General features: G+C 72.3%; 11 protein-coding genes. 7 read left to right on the forward strand and 4 right to left on the reverse strand.

The features are described from left to right. Positions 1-67 precede the first annotated feature (67 nt). The 4 genes from IE99_RS0126425 to narI are packed head-to-tail and all read left to right on the forward strand — an operon-like array spanning position 68 to position 6871. Positions 68-3739: a nitrate reductase subunit alpha gene (locus tag IE99_RS0126425; protein ID WP_030176620.1), complete on the forward strand. Its 3672-nt coding sequence runs from the start codon at positions 68-70 to the stop codon at positions 3737-3739. Further along, the gene (narH, locus tag IE99_RS0126430; RefSeq protein WP_030176623.1) at positions 3739-5448 is read left to right on the forward strand and encodes a nitrate reductase subunit beta; all 1710 of its coding nucleotides are present in this window, start codon (positions 3739-3741) and stop codon (positions 5446-5448) included. The genes IE99_RS0126425 and narH overlap by 1 nt, the downstream gene beginning before the upstream one ends. Beyond that, complete coding sequence (narJ, locus tag IE99_RS0126435; RefSeq protein ID WP_030176625.1) at positions 5445-6155, forward strand: nitrate reductase molybdenum cofactor assembly chaperone; 711 nt, start codon at positions 5445-5447, stop codon at positions 6153-6155. Before narH ends, narJ begins: the two co-directional genes overlap by 4 nt. Then, the gene (narI, locus tag IE99_RS0126440; RefSeq protein ID WP_030176626.1) at positions 6152-6871 is read left to right on the forward strand and encodes a respiratory nitrate reductase subunit gamma; all 720 of its coding nucleotides are present in this window, start codon (positions 6152-6154) and stop codon (positions 6869-6871) included. The genes narJ and narI overlap by 4 nt, the downstream gene beginning before the upstream one ends. Before the next feature lie 13 nt (positions 6872-6884). Here the strand turns inward: narI and IE99_RS0126445 are convergent, their stop codons facing one another. Then, positions 6885-8087, reverse strand: a complete 1203-nt coding sequence (locus IE99_RS0126445) for a globin domain-containing protein (protein WP_030176629.1) — start codon at positions 8085-8087, stop codon at positions 6885-6887. 2 nt (positions 8088-8089) lie between these two features. After that, positions 8090-8545: a pyridoxamine 5'-phosphate oxidase family protein gene (locus tag IE99_RS0126450; protein ID WP_051713303.1), complete on the reverse strand. Its 456-nt coding sequence runs from the start codon at positions 8543-8545 to the stop codon at positions 8090-8092. A gap of 124 nt (positions 8546-8669) precedes the next feature. Between IE99_RS0126450 and IE99_RS0126455 the strand changes: the two genes are divergently transcribed. From IE99_RS0126455 to IE99_RS0126465, 3 genes are all read left to right on the forward strand, one after another. Next, positions 8670-9668 carry an Acg family FMN-binding oxidoreductase gene (locus tag IE99_RS0126455; RefSeq protein ID WP_030176632.1) on the forward strand — a complete coding sequence of 333 codons (999 nt, stop codon included), beginning with the start codon at positions 8670-8672 and terminating at the stop codon, positions 9666-9668. A gap of 20 nt (positions 9669-9688) precedes the next feature. Continuing rightward, positions 9689-11401: a sensor histidine kinase gene (locus IE99_RS0126460; RefSeq protein WP_030176634.1), complete on the forward strand. Its 1713-nt coding sequence runs from the start codon at positions 9689-9691 to the stop codon at positions 11399-11401. Positions 11402-11638: 237 nt separating this feature from the next. Further along, complete coding sequence (locus tag IE99_RS0126465) at positions 11639-12130, forward strand: metallophosphoesterase family protein (RefSeq protein ID WP_030176637.1); 492 nt, start codon at positions 11639-11641, stop codon at positions 12128-12130. Between the two features lie 77 nt (positions 12131-12207). Here the strand turns inward: IE99_RS0126465 and IE99_RS0126470 are convergent, their stop codons facing one another. Continuing rightward, a complete protein-coding gene (locus tag IE99_RS0126470) occupies positions 12208-12681 on the reverse strand; it encodes a DUF2752 domain-containing protein (protein ID WP_157610497.1) in 474 nt (157 codons plus the stop codon). A 23-nt stretch (positions 12682-12704) separates the two neighbouring features. Further along, positions 12705-13007, reverse strand: a complete 303-nt coding sequence (locus IE99_RS0126475; RefSeq protein ID WP_030176643.1) for a CD225/dispanin family protein — start codon at positions 13005-13007, stop codon at positions 12705-12707. Positions 13008-13586: the final 579 nt, after the last annotated feature.

Raw genomic sequence — 13586 nt, forward strand, 5'->3', positions numbered from 1 at the left:
GGACACCACAGTGACAACGGGTGACGGACACCAGGGCTCCCACGGCGCAGGGGCGGGGAAGGCCGCCATCGACGGCCCGCTGGCGGACGCCCTCGTCGGCACCCGCCGGTTCTTCTCCCGCGCGGAGGTGTCCGACGACGGGCGCACCCTGACGAGGAAGGGCGGGCGGCAGGCCGACGCGTTCTACCGCGACCGCTGGTCGCACGACAAGGTCGTCCGCTCCACCCACGGAGTGAACTGCACCGGGTCGTGCTCCTGGAAGGTGTACGTCAAGGACGGCATCATCACGTGGGAGGCGCAGCAGACGGACTACCCGTCCGTCGGCCCCGACCGGCCCGAGTACGAGCCCCGCGGCTGCCCGCGCGGCGCCGCGTTCTCCTGGTACACCTACTCGCCGACCCGGGTCCGCTACCCGTACGTCCGGGGGGTCCTGCTGGAGATGTACCGGGAGGCGCGCGCCCGCACCGGCGACCCGGTCGCGGCGTGGCGGGAGATCGTCTCCGATCCGGAGCGGTCCGCGCGGTACAAGTCGGCCCGCGGCCGGGGCGGCCTGGTACGGGCGACGTGGGACGAGGCCGCCGAGATCATCGCCGCCGCGCACGTCCACACGATCGCCGAGTACGGGCCCGACCGCGTCGCCGGGTTCTCCCCGATCCCCGCGATGTCGATGGTGTCGCACGCGGCCGGCGCCCGGTTCGTGTCGCTCATCGGCGGCACGATGCTGTCGTTCTACGACTGGTACGCCGACCTGCCCGTCGCGTCCCCGCAGATGTTCGGCGACCAGACCGACGTCCCCGAGTCGGGCGACTGGTGGGACGCCTCCTACCTCGTCATGTGGGGCTCGAACGTCCCGGTGACGCGCACCCCGGACGCGCACTGGATGACGGAGGCCCGCTACCGGGGCCAGAAGGTCGTCGTGGTGTCGCCCGACTACGCCGACAACGTCAAGTTCGCGGACGAGTGGCTCGCCGCGCACCCCGGCACCGACGCCGCCCTCGCGATGGCGATGGGCCACGTCGTCCTCAAGGAGTTCTTCGTCGACCGGCGGACCCCGTACTTCGACGGCTACGTCAAGAAGTACACCGACCTGCCGTTCCTGGTGAAGGTGGAGCGGCGCGGCGACGCCTACGTCCCCGGCAAGTTCCTGACCGCTGCCGACCTGCCGGGCGCGGAGGCGCAGGGCGAGAACGCCGCGTTCAAGACCGTCGTGCTCGACTCCGCGACCGGCCGGCCGCTCGTCCCGAACGGGTCGCTCGGGTTCCGCTTCGGGGAGGCGGGCGCCGGCCGCTGGAACCTCGACCTCGGCGGCGCCGACCCGCTCCTGTCGGCGGAGGGCGGACCCGACGGCGCGGTGGAGGTCGAGCTGCCCCGGTTCGACGGCCCCGGCGGCACACCGGGCGTGATCCGCCGCGGCGTCCCCGTCCGGGACGTGGGCGGCCAGCTCGTCACCACCGTCTACGACCTGCTCCTCGCCCAGTACGGGGTGGGCCGCCCGGACCTGCCCGGAACCTGGCCGTCCGGCTACGGCGACGCCGCCGACCCGTCCACCCCGGCCTGGCAGGAGACCATCACCGGCGTCCCCGCCGAGGCCGCCGCCCGCATCGGCCGGGAGTTCGCCGCGAACGCAGAGGAGTCGCGCGGCCGCTCGATGATCCTCATGGGGGCGGGCACCAACCACTGGTTCCACTCCGACACCATCTACCGGGCGTTCCTGACGCTCACCACCCTGACCGGCTGCCAGGGCGTCAACGGCGGCGGCTGGGCGCACTACGTCGGGCAGGAGAAGTGCCGCCCGGTCACGGGCTGGGCGCAGCTCGCGTTCGGCCTCGACTGGTCCCGGCCGCCCCGGCAGATGATCGGCACCGCGTTCTGGTACGTGAACACCGGCCAGTACCGCTACGACCAGTTCGGCGCTGACACCCTCTCCGCCGCCACGTCCGGCGGGCAGCTCGCCGGCAAGTCCACCGCCGACGTCATCGCGCAGTCGGCGCGGCTCGGCTGGATGCCGTCCTACCCGACGTTCGACCGCAACCCGCTGACGATCGCCGACGAGGCGCAGGCGTCCGGCCGGGCGGCCGGCGAGTACGTGGTCGACGAGCTGAAGGCGGGACGGCTCGAGTTCGCCTGCCAGAACCCGGAGGCGCCGCGGAACTTCCCCCGCGTCCTCACCGTGTGGCGCGCCAACCTGCTCGGGTCGTCCGCGAAGGGCAACGAGTACTTCCTCAAGCACCTGCTGGGCGCCGGCTCCTCGCTGCGCGCGGACGAGACCCCGCCCGACCGGCGGCCACGGGACGTCGAGTGGCCCGAAGAGGCGGCCACCGGCAAGCTCGACCTGCTGCTGTCGCTGGACTTCCGGATGACGAGCACCACCATCTACTCCGACGTCGTCCTGCCGGCCGCGACCTGGTACGAGAAGCACGACCTCAACACCACAGACATGCACCCGTTCGTGCACTCGTTCAACCCGGCGATCGCTCCGCCGTGGCAGACCCGCACCGACTGGGACGCCTTCCACACGATCGCGGGCGCGTTCAGCAGGCTCGCCGCCGACCGGCTGGGCGTCCGCTCGGACATCGTCGCGGTGCCGCTGCAGCACGACACGCCCGACGAGATGGCGACCCCGCACGGGCGCGTCGCCGACTGGGCGGCGGGGGAGTGCGAGCCGGTCCCCGGCGTCACGATGCCGAAGATCGTCACCGTCGAGCGCGACTACGGCGCGATCGCCGCGAAGATGGCCGCGCTCGGGCCGCTCGCCGACGAGCTCGGGGCGACCACCAAGGGCATCACCTACGACCTCAACCGGTCCGTCGAGTACCTGCGGGAGAAGAACGGCGCCGTCCGCGGCGGACCCGCCGCCGGGCGCCCGTCGCTGCGCCGCGACGTGCACGCCTGCGAGACGATCCTCGCGCTGTCCGGCACGACGAACGGGCACCTCGCCACCGAGGGCTTCAAGACGCTGGAGAAGCGGACCGGGACCCGGCTCGCCGACCTCGCCGCCGAGCACGAGGGCAAGCAGATCACCTTCGCCGACACGCAGGCGCGGCCCGTCCCCGTCATCACCTCGCCCGAATGGTCCGGATCGGAGACCGGCGGCCGCCGCTACTCCCCGTTCACCATCAACGTCGAGCGGCTCAAGCCGTGGCACACCCTCACCGGGCGCCAGCACTTCTACCTCGACCACGACTGGATGGCCGAGCTCGGCGAGCAGCTCCCGGTGTTCCGCCCGCCGCTCGACATGAACGCGCTGTTCGGCGAGCCGCGCATCGGGGAGACGGGCGAGCTCGGGCTGACCGTCCGGTACCTCACCCCGCACAACAAGTGGTCGATCCACTCCGAGTACCAGGACAACCTGTTCATGCTGTCGCTGTCGCGGGGCGGCCCCGTGATCTGGATGAGCGACCTGGACGCCGCGAAGATCGGCGTCTCCGACAACGACTGGATCGAGGCCGTCAACCGCAACGGCGTCGTCGTCGCCCGAGCGATCGTGTCGCACCGCATGCCCGAGGGCACCGTCTACATGCACCACGCGCAGGACCGCCTCATCGACGTCCCGCGCGCGGAGACCGGCGGACGGCGCGGCGGCATCCACAACTCGCTCACCCGGCTGCTGATCAAACCGAGCCACCTCATCGGCGGCTACGCGCAGCTCTCGTTCGCGTTCAACTACCTCGGCCCGACCGGTAACCAGCGCGACGAGGTCACCATGATCCGCCGCCGCTCCCAGGAGGTGGAGTACTGATGCGCGTCATGGCACAGATGGCCATGGTGATGAACCTCGACAAGTGCATCGGCTGCCATACCTGTTCGGTCACGTGCAAGCAGGCGTGGACGAACCGCACCGGCGTCGAGTACGTCTGGTTCAACAACGTGGAGACGCGCCCCGGCCAGGGATACCCGCGCCGCTACGAGGACCAGGAGCAGTGGCGCGGCGGCTGGACGCTGAACCGGCGCGGGCGGCTCTCGCTGAAGGCCGGCGGCCGGTTCCGCAAACTGCTGACGATCTTCGCCAACCCCAAGATGCCGGGGATGGACGACTACTACCAGCCCTGGACGTACGACTACGAGACCCTCACGAGCGCGCCGCTCCAGGAGCACACCCCGGTCGCCCGCCCGAAGTCGCTGCTGACCGGCAAGGACATGAAGATCACCTGGTCGGCGAACTGGGACGACGACCTCGGCGGCTCGCCGCAGCACATCGAGAAGGACGTCCTCGTCCGCGACCTGTCCGACAAGGTCAAGGCCGAGTTCGACAAGACGTTCATGTTCTACCTGCCGCGGATCTGCGAGCACTGCCTCAACCCGAGCTGCGCCGCGTCCTGCCCGTCCGGGGCCATCTACAAGCGGACCGAGGACGGCATCGTCCTCGTCGACCAGGACCGCTGCCGCGGCTGGCGCATGTGCGTCACCGGCTGCCCCTACAAGAAGATGTACTTCAACCACCGCACCGGCAAGGCGGAGAAGTGCACGTTCTGCTTCCCGCGCGTCGAGGTCGGCATCCCCACCGTCTGCTCCGAGACGTGCGTGGGGCGGCTCCGCTACATCGGCCTCGTCCTGTACGACGCCGACAAGGTGCTGGAGGCGGCGTCCACCCCGGACGACACCGGCCTGTACGAGGCGCAGCGCGAGGTCTTCCTCGACCCGTCCGACCCGCGCGTGGTCGCGGCGGCGGAGGCCGCCGGCATCCACCGCGACTGGATCGAGGCGGCGCAGCGGTCCCCGGTGTACGCGCTCATCAACACCTACAAGGTGGCGCTGCCGCTGCACCCGGAGTACCGGACGATGCCGATGGTCTGGTACATCCCGCCGCTGTCCCCGGTCGTCGACATCGTCCGCGACACCGGCCACGACGCCGAGAACGCCGGGAACCTGTTCGCCGCGATCGAGACGCTCCGGATCCCCGTCGAGTACCTCGCGGAACTGTTCACCGCCGGAGACACCAAGCCGGTCGAGGCCGTCCTGCGGCGCCTCGCCGCGATGCGCTCCTACATGCGCGACATCAACCTCGGCCGCGACGCCGATGAGTCGATACCCGGCCGGGTCGGGATGACCGGCGAGCTGATGTACGACATGTACCGGCTGCTGGCCCTCGCCAAGTACGAGGAGCGCTACGTCATCCCCACCGCGCACGAGGAGCAGGCCCACAAGCTGGAGGAGCTCGCCACCGAGTGCAGCCTCGACTACGAGGGCGGCCCCGGGATGGGCGGCTCCGGCCCGTTCGGCGAGTCGTCCGGCGGCGCCGCGCCGATCGCGGTGGAGAACTTCCACATGCTGCGGCAGCGGCAGACCTCCGACAGCCCCGTCGACCCCGCCGACAAGCACACCCGCGTCAACCTGCTGAACTGGGACGGCAAGGGCACCCCGTCCGGGCTGTTCCCGCCCGAGCCCGGCGGGCCCACCGGGAACCCGCCCGCCGACTCCGGCGCCGCCGAGACGGAGCCCAAGCCGTGAGGCCGCAGCGGACCGCCCGGCCCGCCGCGGGCCGGGCGGACGGGAAGCGGCCGGCCACCGCGCTGCTCGGCACCGCCTGGCAGGCGGCGTCGCTGCTGCTCGGCTACCCCGACGAGGAGCTCCTCGCCCGGCGGCCGCTGCTGCGCCGCGCCGCGGCCGAGGTCCCGCCGCCGGTGGGCGGGCCGCTGACCGCGTTCCTCGACCACCTCGACGCGACACCGCAGGGCGTCCTCGCCGCCGACTACGTCGCGACGTTCGACCACCGCAAGCGCTGCTGCCTCTACCTCACCTACTACGCGCACGGCGACACCCGCAAGCGCGGCATGGCGCTGCTCGGTTTCAAGGAGACCTACCGCGCGTCCGGGCTCGTCCTGGACGACGGGGAGCTGCCCGACCACCTCTCCGTCGTGCTCGAGTTCGGCGCCGCCGTGCCGGACGAGGGACTGCGGCTGCTCACCGAGCACCGCGCCGGGCTGGAACTGCTGCGCCTCGCCCTCACCGACGCCGGCTCGCCCTGGGCCGCCGTCCTGGACGCCGTCTCGGCGACACTGCCGCCGCTGACCGGCGACACCCGCAAGGCCGTCGCGCGGCTCGCCGCCGAAGGGCCGCCCGAGGAGGAGGTCGGTCTCACGCCCTACGGAGGGCTCACCCCGACCGGGGGAGGCCCCGTCTTCCTGCCCGACCCGGTGATCGGAGCCACCAGATGAAGGAAACGGTGCTGTGGGTGGTGCTGCCCTACGTCACCATCACGATCTTCGTGCTGGGACACGTCTGGCGGTACCGCTACGACAAGTTCGGCTGGACGACCCGCTCCTCCCAGCTCTACGAGAGCCGCCTGCTGCGGATCGGCAGCCCGCTGTTCCACTTCGGCGTGCTGTTCGTCCTGCTCGGCCACATCGGGGGCCTCGCGATCCCCGCGAGCTGGACGGAGGCCGCCGGGATCAGCGAGGACGCGTACCACGTGGTGGCCGTCGTGATCGGCACCCTCGCCGGGTTCTGCACCCTCGCCGGGCTCGCCATCCTCATCTACCGGCGCCGCACCACCGGCCCCGTGTTCTCCGCGACCACCGTCAACGACAAGATGATGTACCTGGTGCTGACGGCCGTCATCGTCATCGGCCTCGCCGCCACCGTCGCCGCCAACGTCGTCGATCACGGCTACAACTACCGCGAGACCGTCTCGCCCTGGTTCCGGTCGGTGTTCTACCTCAACCCCGCCCCCGACCTGATGCGGGACGTCCCGCCCCTGTTCCAGCTCCACGCGCTCAGCGCGCTGCTGCTGTTCTGCATCTGGCCGTTCACCCGGCTCGTCCACATGCTGACCGCGCCCGTCGGCTACCTGACCCGCCCCTACATCGTCTACCGCAGCCGCGACGCGCGGATGGGGGCGCTCCCCCCCCGGAGGGGATGGGAGCGCCCGTGACGCCCGCCCGACGCTACGCGGCGCCGTTCCACAGGTCGGGGCCGAACACCTCGTAGTGGATCCGCTCGGCGGACACGCCCGAGTCGAGCAGGCCGCGCCGCACGTCCCGCAGGAACGGGATCGGGCCGCACATGAACACCCGGGCCTTCGGCGGCAGCGGCAGCTCCGCCACGTCCACCAGGCCCTCGCGGACGTCCGCGCCCGCGGCGCCCTCGGCGTGCTCGTACCAGGTGATGCTGCGCAGGCCCGGCAGCGCCTCGGCGGCCCCCGCGATCTGCTCCCGCAGCGCGTGCGCGGCGGGCCGCCGGTCGGCGTGCACCAGCACGACCTCGCGCGAGGTGTCCTCCGCCGCCAGCCGGTCCACCATCGCGGCCGCCGGCGTGATCCCGATGCCCGCAGTGATCAGCACCACGGGGTCCGGTCCCTCGTCCAGCACGACGTCGCCGAACGGCTCGGACACCTCCAGCACGTCCCCGGCCGCGACGTTCTCGTGGAGGAAGGTCGACACGGCGCCCTCCGGCGCCCCGTCCGCGCCGCGCACCCGGCGCACCGTGATCTGCAGCGTCCGCCCGTCCGCCGCCCGTGACAGCGTGTACTGCCGCGGCTGCCGCAGCCCGTCCGGCAGCGTCACCGCCACCGTGACGTACTGGCCCGGCGCGTGCGGATGCACCACGCCGCCGTCCGCGGGCTCCAGCACGAACGACAGGACGTCCTCGGCCTCCTCCCGGCGCTCCACGACCCGCCACGGCCGGAACAGCGTGTCGGGGTCGCACGCCGCGTCCCGGTACAGCTTCGCCTCCTCCGCGACCAGCAACGTGGCGAACAGCCAGTACACCTCGTCCCACGCCGCCCGGACCTCCGGCGTCACCGCGTCCCCGAGCACCTTCCCGACCGCGTCCAGCAGATGCCGCCCGACGATCGTGTACTGCTCCGGACGGATCCCGAGCGACGCGTGCTTGTGCGCGATCCGCGCCAGCATGTGCTGGAACGGGATGTCGGACTCGTCGCTCACCAGATGCTGCGCGAACGCCGCCACCGACCCCGCGAGCGCCTGCTTCTGCTCGCCGTTCGCCTGGTTCCCCATGTTGAACGTGTTCCGCAGTTCCGGATGGGCGGCGAACATCGCCGAGTAGAACTCGCCGGTGATCGCGACGCCGTTGGCGGCGACGGCGGGAATCGTCGCGCGGACTATCTCGGCGCTGTCGGACGAGAGCATGGTCAACCTTCCTGTAGGGAGAGCGGCCCGGCTGCGGCCGGGGCGCCGCGGGACACCAGCCGGCGTCCTGCCACGGAGCGGAACACGATGCGGATGAACCCGTCCAGCGGTCCGGGGAGCCATGGCCGCAACGGTAGAGCCGCGAGCCGCTCCGCCTCCGGGCCCGCCGTCACCGCCTGCGCCCGGCCGACCGCCGTGACCGTCCAGCCGGTCAGGCCCGCCGGATCGATGGCGTCAGCCTCGAACGCCACGACCGCGCCGCGCAGCGCGGCGTCGAACTTCGACCCGGGCGCGGTCCGGACGACCACCGCCCGGTCGCCGTCCAGGACGAAGGCCACCGGACGGACGGCCGGCAGCGCGCGATCGGTGTACACCACGCGTCCGATCGGCACGGAGCGCAGCAGCATGAGGCATTCGGCGCGGCCGAGCGCCTCCTGGCGCGTTCCATCGTGCTCCATGTGATCAACCAAGCGGGCGGCGGCGGGCCACGGCAGGGCCGAAGGTCCCGTGCCGCCAGAGGTCCCCGTCACACCGGACCTTCGGCCCATGGCCCGCCCCGGCCGCCCGTGCTGCTCTGGAAGCATGAAGGCCACGACGACAGGCACGGCGCCGGCGACCGACATCCGCCGGGCCGTCGAGGACGCGATCTGGGCACCGTCGGTGCACAACACCCAGCCGTGGCGGTTCGGCGTCCGCGGGGCCCGTATCGCCCTGTGCGCCGACGGCGACCGCCGCCTCGACGCCTCCGACCCCGACGGCCGCGAGATGCTCATCAGCTGCGGCGCCGCCCTGCTCAACCTGCGGATCGCGCTGCACGCCCGCGGCCACGACACCACCGTCCGGATCCTCCCGGACCCCGACCGGCCGCACCTCCTCGCCGACGTCGAGGCCACTCCCGGTGCCCTCGCCGACGACGACGCGCTCTTCCTGCACGCGCAGATCCGGCGGCGGCGCAGCCATCGCGGCGGATTCCAGGCCGCCCCCGTCCCGCCCGGCCTGCTCGCCGCGTTCCGCGACGACGCCGGACGCGACGGCGCCCGGCTCATCCAGGCCGTCGACGCGAACGTCCAGGGGGCGCTCGCCGCCCTCACGAACGCCGCCGAGCACAGCCGCCGCCGCTCGCCCGCGCACACCGCCGAGACCGCCCGCTGGGCCCCCGCCCCCGGCACCCGCCGCACCGACGGCGTCCAGCAGGGCGCCTACCCCCGCGAGACCCCCCGCACCGCGCCGCACTTCGCGTCCCGCGACTTCGCCCGCGGCCACGGCTGGGGCCTCGCCGCCGCACCCGCCGAGGCCGCGCCCGGCGCCGTGCTCCTGCTCGTCACCCCGGCCGACGGCCCCGCGCACTGGCTCCGCACCGGGCAGGCCCTCCAGCGCGTCCTCCTGCGGGCCGCCGGCCACGGGCTCGCCGCCGCCTACCACTCGCAGGCCCTCCTCGTCCCGGAACTGCGGGCCTTCATCCGGACGACCTTCTGCGGCAACGCGTACCCGCAGCTCCTGCTGCGCCTGGGCGTCCCCGACGGCGAACCCCTGCAGAGCGTCCGGCGCCCAGTTGAGGAGGTGCTGTTCGACGACCGGTGACCGTGCCGCAGAATGGCAGAGTGCCCCACGAACCACGGTCCGGTGACGACCGCGCACGGCTGCTCCTGCCCCAGCTCCAGTTGGACGACCTGCTGAGCGAACTCCAGAGCAGGCTGGCGACGGCCCGCTCCACCCGCGACCGCGTGCACGCCCTGCTGGAGGCCGTCGTCTCCATCGGCAGCGAACTCGACCTCGACGCCGTCCTGCGGCGGATCACCGAGGCGGCGACCACCCTCGTCGACGCCCGCTACGGCGCCCTCGGCGTCATCGGCGAGGAGGGCGAGCGCCTCGTCCAGTTCTTCACGGTCGGCGTCACGGACGAGGAGATCGCCGCCATGGGGCACTGGCCCCACGGCCATGGCATCCTCGGCCTGCTGATCAAGGACCCCCGCCCGCTGCGCCTCGCCGACCTCGGCGAGCACCCCGAGTCCTACGGCTTCCCCGCGAACCACCCGCCGATGCGGACGTTCCTCGGCGTCCCCATCCGGGTCCGCGACGAAGTCTTCGGCAACCTCTACCTCACCGAGAAGGAGGGCGGCGGCGAGTTCGAGGACGAGGACGAGGCCGTCGTCACCGCGCTCGCCACCGCCGCCGGCGTCGCCATCGAGAACGCCCGCCTCTACGAGGAGGCCCGCCGCCGCGAACGCTGGCTCGAGGCGTCCGCGGAGATCTCCACCGCCCTGCTCTCCGGCGTCGCCCTCCACGACGTCACCACCCTCGTCGCCCGCCGCGCCCACGAGATCGCCGGCGCCGCCTTCGCCGCCGTCGCCCTCGCCGACGACGACCGCGAGGGGTTCGTCGTCGAGGCCGCCGACGGCGAGGACGCCGACCTCCTGACCGGCATCCGGCTCCCCGTCGGCCACTCCATCGCCGGGAAGGCCTACAACGACGGCGTCGCGTTCCGCGTCCCCGACGGCGCCGAGGCCGCCCGCGAGGCGGGCGTGCCCATGGAACTGCGGATCGGTCCCCTCCTCGTCGTCCCCCTCGGCGTCGGCGCGTCCGCCCGCGGCGTCATCGCCGTCGCCAACCCGCCCGGCGGCGCCGCCTTCTCCGATGTCGCCCAGCGCGTCCTCGAGGCGTTCGCCGGCCAGGCCGCCGTCGCCCTCGAACTCGCCGACCGGCGCCGCGACGTCGAGCGCCTCGCCGTCCTCGAAGACCGCGACCGCATCGCCAAGGACCTCCACGACACCGTCATCCAGCGCCTCTTCGCCACCGCCATGACGCTGATGAGCGCCGTCAAGATCACCGAAAAGCGGGACGTCGCCGTCCGCGTCCAGCGCGCCGTCGACGACCTCGACGACACCATCCGCCAGATCCGCTCCTCCATCTTCGCCCTCCAGACCGCCCCCGACGACGAGTCCCTCCGCAGCCGCGTCCACGCCATCGCCGACGCCGCCGCCGAGAACCTCGGCTTCGCCCCCTCCGTCCGCCTCGACGGCCTCCTCGACACCGAGGTCGACGACGCCGGCGGCGAACAGCTCCTCGCCGTCCTCCAGGAAGCCCTCTCCAACGTCGCCCGCCACGCCCGCGCCACCGAGACCACCGTCGTCATCACCGTCGGCGACGACCTCACCCTCCGCGTCGAGGACGACGGCGTCGGCATCCCCGAAGGCGGCCGCCGCAGCGGCCTCCGCAACCTCCGCGAACGCGCCGAGAGCCGCGGCGGCACCTTCAGCACCCGCCCCCGCGAAGGCGGCGGCACGATACTGGTCTGGCGCGTGCCGCTGCGTTGATTGCGTCGCCCTCGGCGTCAGGCGCTGGAGCGCCTTCCTTCCACGGGTGCCGCGGTGCGATCGCTGCATCGCTCCGACGCTCCTGGAGGCTCGCTGCGCGATCGGATCCTTGCTTCGCTCGGATCCGGCTTCGCTCGCGATCGCGACGGTCCGGGTCGTCGACGGTCGGGGCGCCCGTGAGGTTCGTGTTCGCGGTGTGGTGCGTTGGATGCGGCCGCGTCAGGGCACGAACGGGGGATGAGAGTGGTGGTGGTGTCCGACACGCACGCGCCGCGCCGGTGGAAGAGGTGCCCGTCTCGGGTCGCCGAGCATCTGCGGACCGCCGACGTGATCCTCCACGCCGGGGACGTATGCGTGGCGTCCGTCCTGGATGAACTGGCTGAATACGCACCGGTGCACGCTGTGCTGGGCAACAACGACGAACCGGATGTGGCCGCCTGGGGTGCTCCTGAACGGATCCGGCTCGACCTCGGGGGCCTCTCCGTCGCCATGGTCCACGACAGCGGCCAGGCTCAGGGCCGCACCCGCCGCCTGCGCCGCTGGTTCCCCTCCGCCGACCTCGTCGTCTTCGGCCATTCCCACATTCCTCTGGACGAGACCGGCGACGGTGTCCGCATCTTCAATCCGGGTTCCCCGACCGACCGCCGCAGCCAGCCGCACGGCACCCTGGGCCTTTTGGACGTCCGCGACGGCCACCTCGCCGAGGCCCGAATCGTGCCCGTCACCTGAGGGGCGCGCAGGGCAGGCGAGCTGGTTCGCGTATGGCGACCGCCCGGATGGGGCGGCGCGGACGGCCGCGCGCCTCGTCAGGCAGCGAGGAACGTGCCGAAGGGCAGGTTGCGCACCAGCCAGAAGAGCAGCACGACGGCGAGGAGCGCCCAGATCAGCCGTGGATCGCCCGCCCTGGTCCTGGCGGGGCGGTCCGCCGCGCGGGCGGCCGTCCAGCGGAGCCAGAAGAAGACGAGGACCGGCACCATCGCCACGGCGAGCGGGTTCAGCCCCGCCGCCGTGCGCAGCTCTCCGTGCGCGAGCGCGTGGACGGTCCGGAGCGAACCGCATCCGGGGCATTGGTAACCGGTGAGGGAGAGGAACGGGCACGTCGGATAGTGGCCGTCGTCGTTGGGATCGACGGCCGCGACGTACGCGACGGCGGAGGCGGCCAGGACGAGTACGGCCGCCGGCGCCAGCAGGCGGCGCGCCGCCGCAGCCGGGAATCGGCCGCGGGGCGCGTCGAAAGGCCGACCGGACGGTGGTGCGGCGGACCCGCGCTCCCCCCTCATCGGCGGCGACCCGCTCCCACGGCTCAGCTGTTGCCGCTGCTCGCGGCCACCACCGCGATCACGACGTAGACGCCGATGCCCAGCAGGCCGACGACCGCCGACACGATCGCCCACGTCTTGGCGTTCTTGGACGCGCTGATGGCACCCGCGTGGTCACCCGACTGCCACTTGGAGTTGACCTGCGCGGCGAACACGATCGAGACCACACCGGCCGGCAGGCAGCAGAACAGCGTCGTCAGGATCGCCCATACGAGATTGTTGGGCGGTGGCGGCGCGCTGGGGTAACCGCCGGGGCCGCCATGCTGCGGGGGCGGGTAGTAGCTCATGAGAACACCTCCATGCCGTGGGCAGCGTCATGCCCTGGAACGTCTCCAGCATGCCTGGTCCGGCAAGATCGGGTAAGAGGTGGGTGCCTCGTTTCGGCAGGACGCGGCGGGAGCGGCGGGTCCGGTGGGGTGCGGGCGCGGGCACGGGCGGAGTCCGGGTTTGACGACGGTCAGGGGAGTGGGTACAGTATCTCTTCGTCCCATCCGGATGCAGGACGCCCCACGAGCGGCGGCCGGCCGATGGGAACCTCCATCATCAACAAGACACGACCTTTGTCGTGCGCGTTGTGCTGTGGACGGAGTCGGGAAAAGCTCGAATTTGACATTCGAGCCGGATCTGATGAAATAGCTCCACCGCCGGAAAGGAATCGCGCAAGCGGAACCGAACAGCGGATCGGAAGCCCGGAATTGACAATCCAGGCGGAACCGATAAAGTAAATGAATCGCCCCGGGGCGAGACTCGCGGATGCGGGTCGAGCACGGTGGGTGTCCGTTTCTTGAGAACTCAACAGCGTGTTAAAAGCCAGTGCCTTTATCGATCCGGTCTTTTGGGGCCGGGTCGCCCCGTGGCCGGCAGGG

Source organism: Spirillospora albida, assembly GCF_000718255.1.
GTDB lineage: Bacteria > Actinomycetota > Actinomycetes > Streptosporangiales > Streptosporangiaceae > Spirillospora > Spirillospora albida.

Bases quoted from the DNA above. Each gene is read 5' to 3' on its own strand.
- IE99_RS0126445 (WP_030176629.1), bottom strand. From the start codon at position 8,087: ATGCTCTCGTCCGACAGCGCCGAGATAGTCCGCGCGACGATTCCCGCC.
- narH (WP_030176623.1), top strand. From the start codon at position 3,739: ATGCGCGTCATGGCACAGATGGCCATGGTGATGAACCTCGACAAGTGC.
- IE99_RS0126450 (WP_051713303.1), bottom strand. From the start codon at position 8,545: ATGGAGCACGATGGAACGCGCCAGGAGGCGCTCGGCCGCGCCGAATGC.
- narI (WP_030176626.1), top strand. From the start codon at position 6,152: ATGAAGGAAACGGTGCTGTGGGTGGTGCTGCCCTACGTCACCATCACG.
- IE99_RS0126455 (WP_030176632.1), top strand. From the start codon at position 8,670: ATGAAGGCCACGACGACAGGCACGGCGCCGGCGACCGACATCCGCCGG.
- IE99_RS0126470 (WP_157610497.1), bottom strand. From the start codon at position 12,681: ATGAGGGGGGAGCGCGGGTCCGCCGCACCACCGTCCGGTCGGCCTTTC.
- IE99_RS0126475 (WP_030176643.1), bottom strand. From the start codon at position 13,007: ATGAGCTACTACCCGCCCCCGCAGCATGGCGGCCCCGGCGGTTACCCC.
- IE99_RS0126465 (WP_030176637.1), top strand. From the start codon at position 11,639: ATGAGAGTGGTGGTGGTGTCCGACACGCACGCGCCGCGCCGGTGGAAG.